Below are 19,943 nucleotides of genomic sequence, written 5' to 3' on the forward strand. Positions count from 1 at the left end.
AGGTGATGCCATGAGGACTTTTCAATTAACGTCTGAAGTAATGCAAGTTACCTTATCCGATTGGGGGGCTAGGATTGTTGATTGGACAGTTAATGTTGCAGAAAAGCCGCGCCGAATCGTATTAACCTATCCTGATTTACAAGACTATTTTCCCGACCCTTACTACGTGGGTTGTATTGTGGGGCCATACGCAAACCGCATTCGTGATGGCAGAGTTCAGTTAGTACAGCACTCAATCCAGCTGCAGCAAAATGATGGCAGAAATCATTTGCATGGTGGCGTCAAAGCCTTAGATAAGCAAATCTGGGACGTGATTAATCATGATCATCAAACCCTGCACTTGCGATATGAGACCGAGGACGGTTGGAATGGGTATCCTGGTCCAATAACGTTTGATGTTATCTACACCTTGACGGGGAGCATATTGGATGTGCAATTAAACGCATTCTCCGACAAATCTACCGTTGTTTGCTTAACGGGTCACAGTTATTTTAATTTAAACGGGATAGATTCTGGTAAGTCTGGACTGTGTCAGTCGTTGCAAAGCAATGCAAGTCACTTTGTGCCTAAAAACGATGCAGGGTTACCTAAAGCAGCCCCTGAACCTGTGCGTGGCAGTATGTTTGATTTTTATAAAGCTGCACGATTGGATGCGCACGCTTCTTGGGCGCTGTTAGATCACAACTTAGTATTTGATAATGAGCCACAGCGCAGCGTCATAACCAGTGGTAATGGTGATCTAGGTTTAGTCATCACTTCAGATTACCCAGCGGCGCAAGCTTACACGGGTTACTATCTGGGGGATGTGTTCAAAGCCAATCAGGCTATTTGTATTGAGCCACACTTCGGTGCAGATGCCCCTAATCAATCGGACCAAGGACATCTTCCTGCGAATACGCCGAGTCGACACTATATTCGCTATGAAATCATTGTGGAATAAATCAATCCTCACTGAGTGTGAGGATTGATTTTGGCGGATTACTCTGCCTCTTCTTCATTGCCTTTTAGGCGTTCACCCATTTCAAGATCAAACGGCGGCATAGGGGCGGCACGATTATCACCCACAGCCAGATACGTATCCATCCAGCGCATTAAGCGTAGCGCATAATCATACTGCGCAGCGGCTTTACGATTGCCATGTCCTTCTCCCGGATAGAACACCAAACGCACAGGTGTGTTAGTCCTTACTTTCATTGAACGGTACAACTCCATTGATTGACTGGGGTGCACTCGGGTATCTTCTTCACCATGCAAGATTAAGGTTGGCGTAGTGCTATTACCGGCGTGAAAAATCGGTGAACGCTCAATAAGGTTCATCCAATTATCTTCCCAAGGCCACTTTAATGAGTGCACGAGATGCATTTCGTTAGGAATATCGCTGGTGCCAAACTTAGACACTTGATTTGAGATCCCAACGAAAGCGACAGCTGCAGCGAAATGCTCGGATAAGGCTGTTGCCCCCCACATTGACGCATATCCACCATAGGACCCACCAGTAATACCTACACGGTCACGATTGATCATACCGGCGTCAGCCAAGGCATTAACACCATCAACCAAATCATTAAACTCTTTACCCGCGTAGTCGTTTTGATGTTGTTTTGCGTATGCAACGCCTCGACCGGTTGAACCGCGGTAATTTGGATAAAACACCGCATAACCGTCCGCAGCGCCAAATTGTCCGGCAAGTGAATATGCGGTTAGCCAACCATCGCTGTAGTGGGCTTCAGGTCCACCATGCACTGTCAGGATCAACGGCCAGCCGTTATCTGGTTTAGGCGTGTTAGGTGTAATCAGTAGACCTTCAACCGTTTCACCGTCACGGGCTTTGTAGCTAAACGTCGATTGATTAGCCAACTCAATATCGTCTAGCCAACTATTATGCGAAGTTAACTTTTTGGTTTTGCCGCGGGCAATGCTAAACACCTCGCGCGGATGTGTGGGGCTATCTGCGGTAAAGCGGATTTCACCGTCACCCACATCAGCACTGCGTACAACGATATCTTCTGGTGTCTTGAATGTGCGCTTTACATCACCGTCAGTTGCATAGACTACGAGTGCGCTTTCCACACCTCGATGTGCAACTGCGAGGATGTCGTTGCCCAGCCAGTCAATGTCTTGGATGTGCTGTGGCGCGTCACCCGTTAGAATGGAAAATTCTGGGCTATCGGTTCTTGCTGTCATTAACACACCAGTTGCGGTGTCATGCACGTCGAAGCCAGCTAAGAACGCAATGTGTTCACCATCAGCTGATAACTCAAAAGTACCCAGTTTGCCAGGAATATCAACGTGATTGACGACTTCGCCAGACTCAACATTGACCACGTATAAATCGCGTAGCATGTAATAGTCGTCGATTAAACTGGTCGGCGCTGCAGCTAAAACGACGGTTTCGTCATCTGCTGCGAGGTCAAAATCGGATACATGACCTTGGTTATACACAACGCTAGGCTCGGCGCTAGGCTGTTTTAGATCAGCCTGCCATAAACTAGCGAGGCGCGTATCTTCTTCATAGGCATAGGCCTTGAAGCCTTTATCTTTTAAATCTTCACTTTCATCCTTCGGGCGCGCGACAAAATAAAGCTTGGAGAGATCAGCGCTAACGGCATAGTCGCCGATAGCGGTATCGAATTCAAAGCGCTTGGTGGCTTCTCCGCCCGATAGCGATATTGAATATAGCGCTGTATTTTCATCGCCTTCACGTTTGGTTTTAAAAAATAACGTGTCGCTGTCAGCGCTGAACTGCAATCCGCTTACGCTACCTTCGCCACCCACAAAAAGCTGTGGTTCCTTACCCTCGCGAAGCACGTAAATATGACTATCTGCACGGCCATCTTTATCGCCCGCAAGCATATCGCGAGGGTTGGAAAGCGTATAGGCGGTCACTTCGCCGTTGGGGGCGACGGTGATGTTGGCAGCATGTTTAACTTGGGGTAAATGTTCTATTTTAAATGTCGCAGCTGCACTAGCGTTAGAAACTGCAGCCATCGCAACAGCTATGGCGGTCGTTCGCATGGGATGCATGTGACGGGACTCCTTGTAGTTTTATTGGTCGTCACTACTACGATACAAAACCCGATTGCGTTCAGTCTAGCCCGTTAACGAAGTTAGCTTTATTAAGGTGTGCACGAAGCTTAACAACGCTTGGCGCATTATTACCAAGACGCCCGTGTTTTACTTTGGTATAACCGCCACACAAATCCCACACCAACACTGTAGGTTAGCTTATCTTCAAACAAGGGACTGTTGGTATTGGCTGCACCATGCTGGAGCTGCAAGGTTCCGCCTATAAATGCACGTACATTGGTGCCGACTGGAAATCCTAGACCGGCATAGATTTCGGTGCCGAGATAGCCACCTTTAGCTTCATAGGTAGCACGCTCTGCGGTGCTGAACTCTGGCGCAACTGAGTAAAAATAGGCGTGTAAGTCACGGCTTGCAAACGTGGAACTGATGGAAAGAGTAAGACTGGTATCAGCAAATAGTCGCCCGCGTTGCTGGTAGCTCAATACCGGCTCGACGACAAACCCTTGGTGATCGATGCCGCTGAAGTCAGTGGAAAAAACCGCTCGAGTTTGCAACCTGAAATTAAGCCGCCCGTTGCCACCTTTGGCAAAATTAAAGTCTCGCAACTTGTAGACAAATTGTGGGCCGAGTTCGAATAGATAATCCAAATCGGGCATACCTTGGCGCACACCATTGTCGTCATTTTCAGCAGCAAATGCGCCGCCTAGGGAGATATCAAATTCATAGTTACTTTCATCGACCACCACTGCGCGTGCGCCACCGCCGCCGCCGACACGAAAAACATCACCCCGATAGACCACATAGGGCGCTGCTAATGCAATAAAGTTTCGCTCACTGGATGCTGGATAATTGGGGACTTCACCGAGGCCTCCGCCAACCCCAAACTCCCACAATGGTTGTAGCTCTGTAACATCCTCAAAGCCACTAAAATCGCGATCGGGGCTGTCTGCTGATTCAGCGAAAGCAAGGGAATAAAAAGCAAGTACGCCGTAAGCAAAGCATGTTGAAAAGATCAGATGAAATAGACGCATTTACAAAGCCAACTATAAAGTGATTATTCAGTAACGTTGAGTGACTTAGGAGGATCAATTTCTTGATAAAAATAATCCAGTAGCATTTGTTCTATATCAGTCTTCAAGTCATCAAAGAATGCAGCGCTATCGCTTACCGCAAGATCATCATAAATGACCGGCTGGCTCGCTTGGTAAGTCGCTAGGCGCTCTTCATATAAGGAAATCGCTTCGGAATTTTCCGGTTGTTCTGCTTTCAGTATTGCTATCGCTTGAGTTTGAGTTGCGATGGCTTTGTCAAACTGTTGATTGGCCGCATATGCAGCCGCAAGCGTATCAACATAGGAATAATTGGTTTGCCCACCTTCATCTCCAATTAATGATTCAGCCATACTGACCGCATGTTCAGGGGGATGTAATAGATTATTTTCTAATGTAGCAAGAAACCATGCTGTATTATTAATACTGTCCGGCGTATTAGATTGGGCGTATTCATCCAGCAACTGCCTAGCTTTACTCAAATTAACTCGCGTGGCCAGACCATTCACGTGAATTTGGATCATTTCATAAACGCTGATCACTGAATTATCTTTTTGGTAGGCGCTTTCCAGCAACCATAAAATGTTGGCGTCACGCTCGAGTAAGTTCAAGCCGAGTGCATAAAGTGTCCCTAAGTAGGCTTCAGCTGGCGCAAAGCGTAAGTTTGCCTGTTGGCGGATACGACGTTCTCCATTGATCCGATCTTGTTCCTCTTCGCCGAGTAAAAACAAAATAACATTGGCTAAAAATTCAGCATTTTCGTCATCGTCGCCAATCTCTCTAAGCCAGCGATAGGCTTCGCCCCAATCCTGATTTTCATGCTCTACCGTATACGCCCATGCGATCCGTTTCTTGGCTGCCAACCAGTCGTCATTGGCGAGCGCCAAACAACGTTCAAAGGATTCTGTTGCAGCAGCGTCTTCTACCTCGTTGCAAGCAAGCAAGTCTGGCTCCCATGCCACGTCTGGGGTTTGAGCTGTGGGTTGAGGTTTATTTAAAGCCACACCAATCAGCAGAATAGTCGCGACTAAAAAGCCGACTATCGCACTGTTCACTATCCATTTAGCATGGGAGGAATGGGGCTGCGTATCCGCTACATAGGGGGGAAGCTCGTCGCCAACCGCCGCCAATAACTGGTTCGTGGTAGAAGTACCTATATGGGCACGTAATTGTTGTTTATGATTTTGCCAAGTGAGTGCACGTGCGAGTGCCGGTAAGACAAAGGAAGGTAAATCGAAACTAAACTGCTGGGCCTGATTGCCTGCCACGTATGCTGCGCACATGTTAGCAATGGTGATCCGCAGCGCCGTTACACAGCGAAAATTGGCTACACTGAGTTGGCTTAAAATACCCTCCCAATGGTTGTGGTTAACGCGCAGCTCTGTGGTGTTAAAGGTTTGCTCAACAGCTGCCAGCATGTGTTGCACAAATTCAAAGTCGGCTGCTTCTAATTGCAATGGTTGCGCAAATGCGAGCGCATCATTGCGGGCCTGAATCAGCGCCTCACTTTCGTCATCAGCGCCATCGCTGAGAGCTGAAATCGCTGTTGTGTAAGCGGCTTCGATTTTTTGCGTGTCATGCGTCGGCTCGATTGCCAATAAGTACCAACAACTCGGAGTCATTCCATTGCCTTTAACTACTTAAATGCCCTACTTTAACATAAATCAATGCGCCGTCTCCTTTGGTAAACGGCGTATGTTCACTTAAGTGCGGACTGCGCAGCCAACTGCCGGCAGGATAGCTGCCGTGCTCATCATGGAAGGTACCTTGCAACACTAAAATCTCTTCACCACCCCAATGTTTATGCGGTTTAAATTGAGTGTTGGGAGCCCACTTAACCAATGCGACGCTTTCATGCTCAAATTGATGCAGGCTCATTACTTTTAAACCCTCGACCAAGCCCGGAGACCAAGTTTGTTGGGTGGTATCAAGCGAAAAGTGCGCAGTGTCCTGCGGTGAAAACTGGTGTAGTTTGACAAAAATTAATGCGCCTTCAGGACCAATGCGAGGGGAGTGCTTGGTTCCAATAGGATTGCGCATGTAAGTACCAGCAGGGTACTGGGCATGTTCATCAGCAAAAACGCCATCGAGTACAAAAATTTCTTCTCCGCCACCGTGCTGATGTTCGGGGAAAGTAGAATTGGGCGCATAGCGTACCAATGACGTTGCTCTGGCGACTTCATCTCCAATCCTATCTAACATCATGCGTTCCACTCCTTGAATCGGGCTGTCAACCCACTGGTAGTCATCGGGAGTGATCACAACGCGTTGAGTAAAATCGCTATTGATGTGCATGTTCGCTGAATTATTTAAGGTTCGTTGACGACTGCTTTTCGAGACTTTGTTTATATAACGCTAATGCTTTTACATTATCCTGTTTACGCTCACTAAGCTGTGCAAGCAGACGCAGTCGCTCTTGGTTAGGGGCTAACTTAATCGCTTTTTGTAAGGCTTTTTCAGCCAAAATGTCATTCCCACAGTTGTAAGCAATTGCGCCGAGAGTGGTTAAATAATCAACGTTACTTTCATCCTTTTTGAGCCAGTGCTCTAGCAGTTTAATGCTTGGCGCCGGGTTAGGCAGCTGTAGCTGTTTCATTAATGGGAGTAACGCATCGACGGGCTTTTCTGATTGCCATTCCACCAAATGTTTTTGCGCATCATGATGCATCCCTTGATCAAGTAACTGCTGCACATAAGCGGCTTGTTTGGCTCTATCTCGGCGCACATTGCGCGGCAATTGATGCCAATGCTGGATTAATTGATTCGCACCGGATTTGCTGGCGATTTCGGCAAACTCACCCTTAGCAGCACGTTGCGCCCAATCGGTATAATCGTCGCCCAGAGGTTTGCGCCAATCCGACAAGTGCGCTTGAATATCCTTCCAACGCCCCATTTGAGCCAATATTCGGATCCATAAACGAACACTGGAAACTCGCTGTTGCTCCTTTTCGTCCATAGCTTCAATAACCGCTAGTGCTTCTGCTAGGCGGTTGTGGGTGAGATGATTTTTCGCTACACAAATTTTGGCAGCATAATCAGCGCTACTTTGATCGGCGGCCTTTTGCCAGAGCTTTTCTGCGCGGCCATGATCTCCTAATTCCGCTGCGACTTGTCCCGCAGCAAGCAAGTTTACACCGTCAAAGTCACCCTCTTCAGTCCGTGCTAACCATTTGTTGGCGCGCACTAAATCGCCTTCGAAATAAGCTGTGATCCCTTTGAAGTAGGCTTTATTGAGACGGCGCTGACTCCATCCGCCAAGCCACACAGACGAGCCTGAGAGCATTCTAAACAGGCGTTTAATCGCCCACTCTACAACCAGAAAACCGACCACCAACGCCAATAGAATAAAACCTAACGCGACAACGCTTAGTTCAATGGTGTAGTTACCCATTGCAATTAGTACGTAGCCCTTTTCTCCGGCAAGCGATGGGCCGGCAATCATTGCTACCATAAACAATAAGAATAACGCGATTAGCATAATCAACCGTGTCATAGCGGCTGCTCTCCAACTCTAAAGGCCGCGTTAATCCGGTCGTTGAGTCTGTCTTCAAGCGGTTGTTGCACTTTAAATTGTTGCGGTAAGGTTTTGCTGATATCTGTCTCAAGCAAATTCTGAAGCGCATGAGTGAATTGTTGTACCGCTGTATTTTCTAAATCAAAATCTTCAATTAAAATCGCCATGGCCCGCTGCAGAGACTGTTGATACAGCGTTGGCTCTGCACGCATAGCCGCTGACTTAGCCTGCATGAGCGTCAAGCTTAATTGTTCTTTCAGCAGCCACTGTAATTTTTCTGACATCAAAGGTTCAACCGGTTGGTCGCGATGTTTGACGCTAATAAAATCATCCATCATTGTACGCATAGTTCGGCGCAGATTTTCCCACCAGTCGCTGACCGACTCGGTTAATGGCTCTATTTCTTGTCCTGCGGTTGGCTCAGGTAACTTCAGCGCATCGACAGGAAGTTGCTCAATCAGCGGAAGCATCCCTGAGAGTGACAATGCTACCGATGTTAGGGAAACCGGATTAATCTGTTGTAAGTTTTGTACGTCTTCAGCTAACAATTGTCGCAGAGGAAGCAGCGAAGGGTCGCCCAAATCGGCCAATCTGGCATCAGCCGCACTTAACATCATAAGAGCGCTACGCGTATCACCTTCTAGCCATAGCTTGCGGCCGGCCATACGCACGAGATAATCTGCCTCGGCAAGCAACCAATCTGAAGGACGACGCCCACCAACTTCTTCCAATTGAGCGCGTAGCTGGCCAATTTGCGCTTGTGACGTGTTATTTGCTTCGCTCAATTGCGCTATGGCAGCCGCCGATGTTTGCTCTTGCCTATCGCGATCAGCGATTAGGGTGTCTAGAGCATTGGCGTTGGCTTGCAGACTGGCGCTGAGTTGGGTGGTTAACGCTTGCTGTTGGGCCACAGCGGTTTGGTTGCGTTGAACTTGTGCATCACCGACCCGCAGTTCTGACCAATAATACCAACCGGCTGCAGCAACAGCCGCAATCAATAACAGCCAGTTTAAACCTAGGAAAAACCAAACTAACCCAGATGTACGAGGACTTTGCTTGCTGGGCTTCTCTTGCTCATTGATTACAGAGCTTGTATCTCCGCGCTCGTTGGTACTCTTCGATGCCGAGGTTAAGGCGGTAGAGGAGACTGTTGGTTCCGAATCTGTCATGCGTTACTCCATGATTTGATGAAGACACTTTAACAACGCTGCGTCGCTTGCGCCAGCGCTTATATACACAGATTGTAGACCATGTCGCTCGATCAAATCAGCGATCCGTTGACTGGGCACAATCCAGCTAATAGTAGGTAATACCTTTGCCTCAATATGCTGCAACAAAACTTTTGCCGATTCGCCGTTGGTGACTATTATTGTGCTGGCTGTATTGATGGTTTGGCGCATAGATGTGCTTACTGGCAAGTACTCGCGTTGATATACCGCTTGTTCAGTGACCCATGCACCTCTTTGCGTTAACGTCTGATAGAGGTTCTTTCTGCCGCCCTGACCTTTGACAATGATGATGGCTTTTTGCGCGACATCGGTTAGGCAAGGCATGGCGAGTACCCCTTCCGATGATTGTTCATGCGGAAGCAAACAGAAATCGGCATATTCCTCCATCGCTCGTCTGGTTTTTTGCCCAATGGCAATAAGCGTTGCAGGGAGATGGTCAGAATGACTATGCCGAAATGCCTTTACCAGCATTGCAGCAGCATACTGGCTGGTAATGATTATGACTTGCGGAGGCTTTTCGTTATCTGTCAAAAGGTTTGTAAGTGCTTGCAAACCACTGTCGTCACTAATTATCTCTTGCAGCGCGAGGCCGCTAACAGGTTCAGTTAATTGAGCCTGTTGAAAAACCGCTAAGCTCGCTGCAAGCGCTTGCAGAGGTCTTACTAGCAAGATCACGTGTACTCCTTAGTGACTTAGTGCCGCGAGTATTTCACCTGCGCCCTGGGCCAAAAGATCGTCAGCAACGCGTTCGCCGATTAACACTGCGTCATGATAAACACCTACAGCCTCTGCCATGAATCGCTGTTTGCCATCGGGACTGGCTACCAGTCCACGCAAAACCAATGTATCACCATTAATCTCTGCAAAACTTCCAATCGGCACCTGACAACCCCCTTCGAGTCTCGCGTTCATGGCGCGCTCGGCAGAGACTCGATAATACGTCTCAGAATGTTGCAGTGGTTTAAGTAGATCACGCAACTCCATATCATCGCTGCGACATTCAATACCAACAGCACCTTGACCGACGGCAGGCAGTGAAAGTGTTGCAGGCAAGGTTGCGCGGATCCTAGCTTGCATGTTTAGTCGAATTAAGCCTGCAGCAGCAAGTATGATGGCATCATAATCTCCCGCGTCTAGCTTGCTCAAACGCGTATTAACGTTGCCGCGCAAGTCTTTGATTACTAGGTCTGGCCGATGATGGCGTAACTGACTTTGACGACGCAAGCTGGACGTGCCGACTATCGCTCCTTTGGGCAAAACCGCTAAGCTGTCATATTGATTGGAAACAAAGGCGTCAAACGGATTTTCGCGTTCGCAGATGGCGTACAAACCAAAACCCTCAGGAAAAGCCACCGGAACATCTTTCATCGAATGTACCGCAATATCTGCACGGCCTTCCTGCATCGCTATTTCGAGTTCCTTTATAAACAGGCCTTTTCCTCCGATTTTCGCGAGCGGTGTATCTAATATACGATCGCCTTGCGTTGACATCGGTACGAGTTCAACTTGAATGCCAACGTGGTGATGTTCAAGCTGTGCTTTGATGAATTCTGCCTGCCATAGAGCTAACGCACTTTTGCGTGTAGCGATACGAATTGTTCTGCTTGTTGTCACAATAACTCACAAAAATAAAGCTTATTAGCCTTAGTGTAACTGAATTGATTGATTCTCACATCATCACCCGTTATCACCGGCACATTTTGTTTTAGTGTTTTAATGCTATCGTTGATCCGCATCAATCCGCCCAAGGGGCGATTTCTCTAAGCTAAGGAAAACCTGCGGAGATTTATCATGTTATTGAATGAAAATGGGCCGGATCGAGTAATTCGAATCATACTAGGGGTTGTCCTTCTTAGCCTGGTATTTGTAGGGCCACAAACGCCTTGGGGCTATGTGGGAGTCGTCCTCATAATAACCGGAGTCGTTGGTTTTTGTCCGATCTACAAGTTGTTGGGACTCAGTACTCGTTAGCTTTTTAGCGAGCACTGAGCCTTATTTGTTGGAAGTTTAGGCGGCGAATAAACTCAAAGGTCGACTTTTTTAGGGTACCAAGTATCAGCCTGAGGAATATAGGTAGCAGTATCTTCACGCCACTCGCGCATAACACTTTTGCTGTAATTTAAATACAGTTTGCCATCCAAGATGGTAAAGGCCTGTTCATCGATTCCAACCAAGCGACCATCAGACATCGCATATGCGCAATAGCCGCCATATTGTGGGGCGTATTTTTCAGGGTCTGCAACAAACATGTCCAAATGCTGTTGTGATGAAAAGTACCAATCTGCACCGCGCCAGGCAGTTGTATAGTCTTCGCTGCCTTTAACTGCTGCGTCTTGGGTAAAATAAGCCACGGTATCGTAGCCATAGATAGCTTTATTGTTAAACGTGCCGGTCTCTATAGGGTCGTCAGCCATTGCACTAGCACTTGCAAGTACCATTAAAATAGAAAGCGCGCGTAGCCAATTAGTGAGTTTTAACATGAGTTATTTCCGCTTTGATTTACTAAGCAATAAAACCGGCGGAGTTGGCAAAAACTTTCAGCAAAGTTTGAATGGGATTATTGTGTTTAATGAAGTTGTGCTTTAGTGCTCACATTCGAACGCCCAAACGGGTTTATTTTTCGCGCATTTTTGCTAGTCTCTTATAAATTCTAATGCACGGAAGCTGAAAACCTTACATGCAAACAGTGAACAGCGCATATATCCTGGCGGTAGCTGAACAACTGTCCTTCGTTAGTGCTTTTTTAGGCGGGATCTCGGCCACCATACTGGTTACCATTGTGGTGTTTATGTCGCCGAAAAAGTCCGTTAGTTGGATCATATCAAGCTCCGCCTTGGCCGCTTGTAGTCTCTTGGTCGCGGTTGTCGCTTCGTGGCGTTTATCAATTCTGCTACATCCAGAGCTCCCTTTCAAAGTGGAGTCCACAGTTCTCCAGATTTTGTGGAATGGTATGTTGCTTGGGTATGGATTAGGTTTTCTCGCATTGTTGGTAAGCATTGGCTTGTCTGGCTGGTTGCGGTCACGTAAGAGTGGAATAATTACCAGTGTCATCGCGAGTATCGCTGTGCTCTTTTTCGTTTTGGCTACCCCTTTTGGTTTGTAGCAGCTGAGAAACGCTCGTATAACGCAGCAGAGCCTTATCTCAGGGGTTGCAGTAATTTATCAAGTGTTGCACACTTTACCCTCATGTTTTCAATGTGTTAGCAAGATTTTACTTAGTTCGTAGAAATCGGGAATTTGCATTAAAAGGACTCAATATGCGAAAGATTGTCTGTTTAATCACGTTACTTTTCTTAACTGCGTGCGTCTCAACTTCTGAACCTCATTTGGTACAAGACCCCGTGAAAGTAAGTCCGGACACAATAGATGACTACTGGGTGTCGCAGAACGATGTGCAATTTAATATTCGTCCCTCCAGTAAGCAATTACGCGTCATGGAAGAGCAAAAAGTGGTAGTGGATGCACGCTATTTAGTCGACTCAAATGGCAATGTTCACGATATTGAAATTCTAGATTCAAACGTTGAAGTATCGTTTTTGAATATGGTTGAGCGTGCTCTTGAACGTCGCGATTTTAAACCAGCTGAATCAAATCCCAATCGAGTGCCCATTATCGCCGTTTCTCGCTTTACCTATGAGAGTGATACCTGAATTCATTGGATGCCGGAGCTAATCATTGGCCTTAAATTAGTATATTGGTTAAATCCATAAACCCAGTTAATGCAATGCTAATGTGTATCTGCTTGACTGGGGACTAGCTTCGGTTTTCCCCATCGCTTTGGCATCTTCTACCATAATTGCCATTGAATCTAAGACATCAAGAAAATCTCTAAGTTGTTCAGGATTCATTTGTGCTGATAAGGTTTCAATTTTGGCAATCAGGCTTTTAGTGGGTAATCTCATAGCGTCAATTTTCCGTAACTTTTGTTAAATTGAGACTATCTAATCAAAAATCTTGCCAATTTTTGCCGTTACGAGGTCGGCGGAAAAGGCTGGTATCGGGTCCCTTAATCATACACAGTAGTGATTGAGCTCGATAAATCGAACTGAATATTGGAGAAATGGTGTCAAATAGCACAACAAAATACCGCCGCGATATGGGCACTCTGGGTGTTCTCTTTATTGTTGTTAATGGCTTGATTGGTGCAGGTATTTTTGGGCTGCCAGAAGCTTTGCATGCGGCAGTAGGATCATTCTCGCCATGGCTATTATTGCTTGGGGGGATTTTAGTACTCGCAATAGTCATTTGCTTTGCAGAACTGACCAAACTCACCGACCGCTCCGGCGGTCCGCAGCGTTATGTCGGTGATGCGTTTGGCGCCTACCCAGGCTTTGTCGTTGGTTGGACATTTTTTTCTGCTCGCTTGATCAGCCAAGGCGCAAATGTACTCGTGCTCGTCGCCTACGCTGCTGCACTGTGGCCAGTGGTTGGGCAGGGAGCGGCGAAAGTTAGTTTAATTATTGCAGTTCTCGGCGGCATAACCTTGGTCAATGTTATCGGAATAAAGCGCGTTGTTGCGGTGCTGGGCGCAATGACCTTATTGAAATTACTGCCGCTATTAATTTTGCTGGTGGTTGGCGTGGGCGCAGCTAGCAGCCCCAGTACAGTATCATTGCCACAATTCTCTGCCGTGGAAGGTATTGCTCTCGCCGCACTTTACGCGTTTGTTGGTTTTGAAAACGCCACTGTACCGGCTGGTGAGACTAAAGATCCGAAGCACGCCATGCCACGAGCTCTGCTCTTAGGAATCGCCATCGTTACAATGATTTATTTTGGTTTGCAGTGGGCCTATACCCACAGTGCAATAGCGGGTACAGCGCCAGCCGCACCCTTGACAGCTCTTGCTGGAGAGTACGGTGGCGATATCGGTGCTTGGCTTATCGCTGCAACTATAGTGATTAGCGTGTTGGCGAATCTTACCGCAGGACATACCTCGGCGAGTCGCATGCCGCCAGCGCTTGCCGAAGATGGGCTGCTACCGAGTTGGTTTGGAAAAGCCTCACGCTGGGGCACGCCAGCGAACTCCATTGTTTTTTTCGGTGTAGGTGCAGTCTTTTTCTCGTTGTGGGATGACTTTTTGGCGCTCGCCGCGGTCAGCACACTGGCGCGTTTATTGGCCTATATTGGTTCTATCATTGCGTTACCCAAATTACGTGCTCAAGCCGGTTTATCAATATTTAATCTCACTATCCTCATAACGACGCCCATCGCGTTAGCCCTAAGCATTTGGTTAACATTGCAAACCACCGCCAGTCAATGGCAAATATTGGGCGGTTTTGCCTTCGCGGGAACAGTGCTTTTCTTTGTTGCTCGCAAGCGCAAAGAATCGCTGAACAATAAAAGCTAAGCCAACGAAGTTGTTAATCAATGGAACCTGATTACTCAACGTATTCTCAGCGGGAGCTATTAGAAGCCTACGAATCTATTGACCGTGAGACTTATCCCGAAAGGTTTGCATTAATAAAACAGTACTTGGGGGCAGAAGAAGCAGAGCATCCAAGCGACCCTTTTTACGATCCAAATCCGCAAGAACTCAAAGGGAATTTCCAAAACAGGGTATTATAGGACAGAGTTCGCCTATCTTAAGATTTGAGATCAGGGCTTATATGATTAATGCGCTGTAGTATTCGAGATACCTGACAAAGTGAACCGTTTTACGTTACCAAAGAGACTCTCGAGTTGTAATTTACCAAGGTTACCTATGTAACTGATTGCTGTGTTTAATTATTACTCATATAGAACGACTTATTTGGCGCGCTTATATTGAGATCGTTTAATATGAAACTACAATGTATTGAGGGATACTTTGATTTGTATGGCGCAAATGTTGTGTAGAATATTTATGATCGGAGTTTTATGCTTCATCCCACTTCGCTCAAGTGGGGAAGTACTCCAAATCGGATTTTATCCTATATACCCTCATGTTTTTGAAAATGAGTGCACCAATATGGTAGATGGTGCTGTTGTCAGTTTTTTAAATCAACACATTGCTCCATTCATGAATGCTGAGTTCGATTTTAAATTATTGCCTTTAAGTCGAGGACTTCTTGAATTGGAAAAGATGCGGCTGGATGGTTTTGCAGCTTTAGCCAAAACAGAAGAGCGCAGTGATATCTTTAGGTATCCGTATAATAGTTTTCATCAAGAAAATGCTGTTTTAGTCGTGCGCAAGGAGCATCCTCTTCAGTCATTCAATGAACTAAGTGATATTGAAAATTATACTGTTGCATATGCTCAGAAGGCACAAGTGTCTAATTACATGCAACAGGCTAAAATCCAATGGGTAAAAATATCAGGGTTATCATTGACAGAGCGAATTTTACAGCTTGTTGCCATTGGGCGAGTGGATGCAGGCTACACTTTGATTGAACAGAATTCGAAGCGCAAAGCAAGTGCACTGGGTATTAGTTCAAAACTGAGGTTTCTACAAATACCGGAAGAGAAACGAGAGCTCTACACCGTTTTTGCAAATAACAATCAAGCTGCTCAATTACAATATGATGAGGCTTTTGAGTATATCGATGGCAAAACCATCTACTCGAACTTATTGTTAGGGTACTCATCGGCTGAAAAATGCCAAAATGAAAAACACTAAGTGTCTATTAAAAGACGCACACAGCAAAATAACTTCGAAGTTTAGAGCAATTACTTGTTTACAAATACGTAACTAGACCTGAAATGCTACACCAGCCTTTCTTGTAACCAGCGGGATACATCAATAACTTCTTGCATACAGACGTTATGCTGCATCACATATTCTTTCCATTGCACATTGAAGTTATTGGCTTTTAAAGCCTGATACGCGGTGTGGCCGAGAAACATGGGCACCACTTCATCTTGTTGCCCATGACAAAACAAAATCGGTGTATTTGCGTTGGTGTCGGTTTTTTTGCTGCTAAGTTGATCAGCTTCACACAGGTATGTGCTTAATGCCATAACGCCAGCAAAAGCAGTGCTGCCGCGAGTGGCTAAATGCAATGCAATAACGCCGCCCTGTGAAAAGCCAGCGATTACAATGCGAGAACTGGGAATACCTGCGGCTATCTCAGCATCTATCAGTTGTTGTACTTGCGTGGCTGATTCTTCCACGCCCTGAATATCTGCGCGTGAATTAAAGTCGAGACTTTTTATGTCATACCAGGCACGCATGGGCATCCCATTGTTAATGGTCACCTGCCGCACCGGTGCGTGGGGGAAGATAAAGCGAACGCCATGGTCAGCCGGGAGTTTTAATTCCGGCACAATCGGTGCGAAACCATTGCCCGAATCGCCGAGTCCATGCAGCCAAATAACCGTAGCCTTATGCTCGCCAGGAGCGGGGACATCAACAAATTGTAGCGCTTCGGTCATGTTACTCATCCTTCTTGGTATTCTTGTTATGGTTAGCTAACCGCAGTGAGTTACGCTTGTATATCACGCTTTTATGTTACTTATGCTACCATTGCTTCAGCAATTTTCACCAGAGCATATTGCTCAATTTTGAACGTCTTTTATCGTCTATGGCTCAACTTCTTGGAAATCTGTTCATCTTGTCAGCGCCCTCAGGTGCGGGCAAATCCAGTTTGATTAAAGCGCTATTAACCAAGCACGAAGGTTCTTTGCGCCAACAAAACGGCGCGTTGCAAGTGTCCGTTTCACACACGACTCGTCAACCGCGACCTGGTGAGAATGACGGTGAACATTACCACTTTGTAACTCATGAGGAGTTTGAAGCGCTTATCAAGCAAGATGCGTTTTTTGAATGGGCAGAGGTTTTCGGTAATTACTACGGTACTTCGCGTGTGGTGATCGAGGAAACCCTCGCACAAGGTGTTGATGTGTTCCTAGATATCGATTGGCAAGGCGCACGCCAGGTTAAAAAGCAGCTGCCTGATGCCGTGGGGATTTTCATTTTACCGCCATCCATCGACGTTTTACGCGAACGTTTAGACTCGCGTGGTCAAGACAGCGCAGAAGTGATCGCTGCACGGATGCAAAAAGCCAAAGATGAAATGAGTCATTACCATGAGTTTGATTATGTGTTGGTGAATGATGATTTTGAAACTACGCTTGAGGCCTTAGGTGCAGTGGTTTTTGCTCAGCGTGAACGCTTGGTCAATCAACAGCTGCGAAATAAAGCACTAATTGATGCTTTATTAGCATAAATGACTACCGTCTGTACAAAGCTTAGGCTATACTACGCGGCCTTTTTTAAAGTAATCGCATAATCGGAGAACGACATGGCTCGCGTTACAGTCGAAGACGCCGTAGAACAAATCGGCAATCGTTTTGATTTGGTATTAGTTGCTGCGCGTCGTGCACGTCAATTAGCTACTGAAGGTAAAACACCTCAAGTGGATATGGGCAACGATAAACCAACCGTGACGGCATTGCGTGAAATCGAACAAGGTTTGGTTACCGCAGCAAGCATCGAAGCGGAAGAAATGCGTGATCAGCAACATCAGGACGAAGTTGAATTTGCTTCAGTAGCAAATATTTTGTCTGAATAATAAAAAGACACTAAAAGATCGCCTAACGCCAGCATTTTGCTGGCGTTTTCATTTGGTTATTTGAATTAAAGGCCTTATTCTACTTATCAGTATGGGCATAGCGTAAACACTGTGTATTTATTCGAAGGACTACAAAACAAGATCGCACAATATTTGCCACCGGAGCAAACTGCTGTGGTGCGCGATGCATTTGTAGTTGCCCGAGATGCCCACGAGGGGCAGATGCGCTCCAGTGGTGATCCTTACATTACTCACCCCGTTGCAGTTGCAGGGATTTTAGCTGACATGCACATGGACCATGAGACTATCATGGCCGCGCTGATGCACGATGTCATCGAGGATACGCCTGTCAGCAAACAGCAACTCGAAGACCAATTCGGTGCCGTGGTAGCTGATTTGGTTGAAGGTGTGAGTAAGCTCGACAAAATTCAATTCAGCAATAAACAAGAAGCCCAAGCCGAGAACTTCCGTAAGATGATGATGGCGATGGTGCAAGATATTCGAGTCATTCTGATTAAGTTAGCGGACCGTACTCATAACATGCGAACGTTGGGTTCACTCCGCCCTGATAAGCGCCGGCGTATCGCCTTAGAAACTCTCGAAATATACGCCCCTATCGCCCATCGCTTGGGTATTCATGACATGAAGAATGAGCTTGAAGACCTTGGGTTTCAAGCCATGTACCCGATGCGCCATCGGGCCTTGAAGTCAGCTGTGGTGCAGGCCCGCGGTAATCGTAAAACCATTATCGAAAATACGCGTTTGGAATTAGTTACACGGTTAGAAGAGCATCATATAGAAGCTTCTGTTATCGGCCGTGAAAAGCACTTGTACTCAATTTATCGCAAAATGAAAAACAAAGAGTTGATGTTCAATGAAGTTATGGACATCTACGCGTTTCGTATTGTGGTTGATACCGTCGACAATTGTTATCGCTCCTTGGGTGCTATGCACTCCTTGTACAAGCCCATTGAAAATCGCTTCAAAGATTATATTGCGATCCCGCGCACCAATGGTTATCAGTCGTTGCATACCTCATTGATTGGCCCGCACGGTATTCCTGTTGAGATCCAAATTCGTACCCATGAAATGGATCAAATGGCCGACAAAGGTGTTGCCGCGCATTGGTTATACAAAGGCGAAGATACCGACACCACTGCGCAGTTGCGTGCGCGCAAGTGGATGCAATCTCTGCTCGAATTACAGCAAAGTGCGAGCTCCTCCTTTGAGTTTATTGAGTCGGTCAAAACTGACCTATTCCCCGATGAGATTTATGTGTTTACGCCGGACGGAAGAATAATTGAACTGCCCACTGGGTCGACCGCGGTCGACTTTGCTTATGCTGTGCATTCGGATATTGGTAATACCTGTGTCGGTGTGCGAGTTGAACGGCGCAATTATTCATTGAGCAAGCCATTAGAAAATGGCCAAACTGTAGAGATTATTACCTCGCCGCGCGCCAAACCGAATGCCAACTGGTTGAACTTTGTGGTCAGTGCTAGAGCTCGTACGCGCATTCGCCAATATTTACGCAAGCAACAATCACAAGAAGCCGTCACCATGGGCAATCGCCTGCTAAGACACGCGCTCGGTGCTATCAAACTTGATGATATTCCGCAGGCGGATAAAGATCGTGTGGTTGCTGAAACCAAACATGAAACCTTCGATGATCTCTTAGTCGATATTGGCCTGGGTAACGAACTCTCGGCCATCGTGGCACGCCGTTTGTTGGGCGAGAATACTGACATACCCGAGAAAAAAGGCGATGTTGCGATTAAAGGCTCCGAAGGCTTGTTGGTGCACTATTCGCAATGCTGTTACCCCATTCCAGACGATGAAGTTGTAGCTATATTAAGTCCTGGGCGCGGCATGGTTATCCATCAAACCGGCTGTACTAACATTCGCAAGTTAACCAAAGAAGAGCCACAACGCGTGCTGCCAATGCAATGGGAAAAAGGCGCGAAAGGCGAGTTTAAAGCGTCACTACGAATAGAACTGTTCAATCATCAAGGCACGTTGGCGACGCTAACCAATACCATCGCGGGCTGTGACTCAACCATTATTGGCCTGCAAACCGAAGAAAAAGAAAGCAATATTTACTACATCGACTTGCAATTGACGACCGTCAACCGCGTCCATTTAGCGCGTATTATGCGTAAGATTAGAACCATGCCAGAAGTGCAGCGTGTGTCTCGGCATAGCAAGACGAAAACCCGACAAACTGCATAAATTAATTAGGAATTATTATGTCAAAAGCGATTATCTCTACGGATCGTGCGCCACAAGCTATTGGCACATATAGCCAAGCTGTTAAAGCAGGAACAACGGTTTATCTTTCAGGCCAAATCCCATTGGTGCCCGAGACCATGGCTATGGTTTCGGAAGACTTTGCTGAGCAAGCTCATCAGGTATTTAAAAACCTAAGCGCTGTGTGTGAAGCAGCAGGCGGCACGTTACAAGATATGGCCAAGGTTAATATCTTTCTAACCGACTTAAGTAACTTTGCCACGGTTAATGAAATCATGAGTCAGTATTTTAGTAAGCCATACCCGGCACGCGCTGCAATAGGCGTTGCGCAACTCCCCAAAGACGCGCAAATTGAAATCGACGGTGTTATGGAGATGCCAGAGTAATC

Annotated in this window: 21 protein-coding genes; 10 read left to right on the plus strand and 11 right to left on the minus strand. The window is 46.6% G+C overall.

Annotation, left to right across the window (positions count from 1 at the left end):
- The first annotated feature begins 10 nt into the window (after positions 1–10).
- Positions 11–940, plus strand: a complete 930-nt coding sequence (locus CSH92_RS10700) for an aldose epimerase family protein (RefSeq protein WP_100657635.1) — start codon at positions 11–13, stop codon at positions 938–940.
- A gap of 38 nt (positions 941–978) precedes the next feature.
- On the opposite strand, the gene CSH92_RS10705 is transcribed toward CSH92_RS10700, so the two are convergent.
- The 8 genes from CSH92_RS10705 to hemC form a co-directional block, all read right to left on the minus strand.
- Positions 979–3,024, minus strand: a complete 2,046-nt coding sequence (locus CSH92_RS10705) for a S9 family peptidase (RefSeq protein ID WP_100657636.1) — start codon at positions 3,022–3,024, stop codon at positions 979–981.
- Positions 3,025–3,155: 131 nt separating this feature from the next.
- On the minus strand, positions 3,156–4,058 hold the full coding sequence (locus tag CSH92_RS10710) for a MipA/OmpV family protein (RefSeq protein WP_100657637.1): 903 nt from the start codon (positions 4,056–4,058) through the stop codon (positions 3,156–3,158).
- A gap of 23 nt (positions 4,059–4,081) precedes the next feature.
- A complete protein-coding gene (locus tag CSH92_RS10715) occupies positions 4,082–5,698 on the minus strand; it encodes a sel1 repeat family protein (protein ID WP_100657638.1) in 1,617 nt (538 codons plus the stop codon).
- Positions 5,699–5,708: 10 nt separating this feature from the next.
- On the minus strand, positions 5,709–6,371 hold the full coding sequence (locus CSH92_RS10720; RefSeq protein WP_100657639.1) for a cupin domain-containing protein: 663 nt from the start codon (positions 6,369–6,371) through the stop codon (positions 5,709–5,711).
- 10 nt (positions 6,372–6,381) lie between these two features.
- Complete coding sequence (locus tag CSH92_RS10725) at positions 6,382–7,569, minus strand: heme biosynthesis HemY N-terminal domain-containing protein (protein ID WP_100657640.1); 1,188 nt, start codon at positions 7,567–7,569, stop codon at positions 6,382–6,384.
- Complete coding sequence (locus CSH92_RS10730) at positions 7,566–8,759, minus strand: uroporphyrinogen-III C-methyltransferase (protein WP_100657641.1); 1,194 nt, start codon at positions 8,757–8,759, stop codon at positions 7,566–7,568. The genes CSH92_RS10725 and CSH92_RS10730 overlap by 4 nt, the downstream gene beginning before the upstream one ends.
- 3 nt (positions 8,760–8,762) lie before the next feature.
- Positions 8,763–9,494, minus strand: a complete 732-nt coding sequence (locus CSH92_RS10735) for a uroporphyrinogen-III synthase (RefSeq protein ID WP_100657642.1) — start codon at positions 9,492–9,494, stop codon at positions 8,763–8,765.
- A gap of 9 nt (positions 9,495–9,503) precedes the next feature.
- Entirely contained in the window at positions 9,504–10,436 is a 933-nt protein-coding gene (hemC, locus tag CSH92_RS10740) for a hydroxymethylbilane synthase (protein ID WP_100657643.1), read from the minus strand.
- Between the two features lie 174 nt (positions 10,437–10,610).
- On the opposite strand from hemC, the gene CSH92_RS17425 reads away from it, so the two are divergent.
- Positions 10,611–10,790: a YgaP family membrane protein gene (locus CSH92_RS17425; RefSeq protein WP_100657644.1), complete on the plus strand. Its 180-nt coding sequence runs from the start codon at positions 10,611–10,613 to the stop codon at positions 10,788–10,790.
- A 53-nt stretch (positions 10,791–10,843) separates the two neighbouring features.
- Here the strand turns inward: CSH92_RS17425 and CSH92_RS10750 are convergent, their stop codons facing one another.
- Complete coding sequence (locus tag CSH92_RS10750; RefSeq protein ID WP_100657645.1) at positions 10,844–11,299, minus strand: YHS domain-containing (seleno)protein; 456 nt, start codon at positions 11,297–11,299, stop codon at positions 10,844–10,846.
- A 197-nt stretch (positions 11,300–11,496) separates the two neighbouring features.
- Between CSH92_RS10750 and CSH92_RS10755 the strand changes: the two genes are divergently transcribed.
- Together CSH92_RS10755 and CSH92_RS10760 are read left to right on the plus strand one after the other, a co-directional pair.
- Positions 11,497–11,922 (plus strand): hypothetical protein, encoded by a 426-nt coding sequence (locus tag CSH92_RS10755; protein WP_100657646.1) that lies wholly within the window; start codon positions 11,497–11,499, stop codon positions 11,920–11,922.
- A gap of 154 nt (positions 11,923–12,076) precedes the next feature.
- Complete coding sequence (locus tag CSH92_RS10760; protein WP_100657647.1) at positions 12,077–12,469, plus strand: hypothetical protein; 393 nt, start codon at positions 12,077–12,079, stop codon at positions 12,467–12,469.
- Positions 12,470–12,535: 66 nt separating this feature from the next.
- Here CSH92_RS10760 and CSH92_RS10765 read toward each other — a convergent pair whose 3' ends face one another.
- Complete coding sequence (locus CSH92_RS10765) at positions 12,536–12,721, minus strand: hypothetical protein (protein WP_100657648.1); 186 nt, start codon at positions 12,719–12,721, stop codon at positions 12,536–12,538.
- 158 nt (positions 12,722–12,879) lie between these two features.
- Between CSH92_RS10765 and CSH92_RS10770 the strand changes: the two genes are divergently transcribed.
- On the plus strand, positions 12,880–14,166 hold the full coding sequence (locus CSH92_RS10770) for an APC family permease (protein WP_240612790.1): 1,287 nt from the start codon (positions 12,880–12,882) through the stop codon (positions 14,164–14,166).
- A 468-nt stretch (positions 14,167–14,634) separates the two neighbouring features.
- The gene (locus CSH92_RS10780; RefSeq protein ID WP_100657650.1) at positions 14,635–15,414 is read left to right on the plus strand and encodes a type 2 periplasmic-binding domain-containing protein; all 780 of its coding nucleotides are present in this window, start codon (positions 14,635–14,637) and stop codon (positions 15,412–15,414) included.
- Between the two features lie 86 nt (positions 15,415–15,500).
- Here CSH92_RS10780 and CSH92_RS10785 read toward each other — a convergent pair whose 3' ends face one another.
- On the minus strand, positions 15,501–16,169 hold the full coding sequence (locus CSH92_RS10785; RefSeq protein ID WP_205662164.1) for an alpha/beta hydrolase: 669 nt from the start codon (positions 16,167–16,169) through the stop codon (positions 15,501–15,503).
- 149 nt (positions 16,170–16,318) lie between these two features.
- On the opposite strand from CSH92_RS10785, the gene gmk reads away from it, so the two are divergent.
- The 4 genes from gmk to CSH92_RS10805 all read left to right on the plus strand — a co-directional run bounded on the left by gmk (position 16,319) and on the right by CSH92_RS10805 (position 19,941).
- The gene (gene gmk / locus CSH92_RS10790) at positions 16,319–16,963 is read left to right on the plus strand and encodes a guanylate kinase (RefSeq protein WP_100657652.1); all 645 of its coding nucleotides are present in this window, start codon (positions 16,319–16,321) and stop codon (positions 16,961–16,963) included.
- 75 nt (positions 16,964–17,038) lie between these two features.
- Positions 17,039–17,308 (plus strand): DNA-directed RNA polymerase subunit omega, encoded by a 270-nt coding sequence (rpoZ, locus tag CSH92_RS10795; RefSeq protein ID WP_100643468.1) that lies wholly within the window; start codon positions 17,039–17,041, stop codon positions 17,306–17,308.
- A 111-nt stretch (positions 17,309–17,419) separates the two neighbouring features.
- Entirely contained in the window at positions 17,420–19,537 is a 2,118-nt protein-coding gene (gene spoT, locus CSH92_RS10800; RefSeq protein ID WP_100657653.1) for a bifunctional GTP diphosphokinase/guanosine-3',5'-bis pyrophosphate 3'-pyrophosphohydrolase, read from the plus strand.
- Positions 19,538–19,554: 17 nt separating this feature from the next.
- Positions 19,555–19,941: a RidA family protein gene (locus tag CSH92_RS10805; RefSeq protein ID WP_100657654.1), complete on the plus strand. Its 387-nt coding sequence runs from the start codon at positions 19,555–19,557 to the stop codon at positions 19,939–19,941.
- Positions 19,942–19,943 lie beyond the last annotated feature (2 nt).

This window comes from Neoalteromonas flava, assembly GCF_002807685.1.
Classification (GTDB): Bacteria; Pseudomonadota; Gammaproteobacteria; order Enterobacterales; family Alteromonadaceae; genus Alteromonas_E; species Alteromonas_E flava.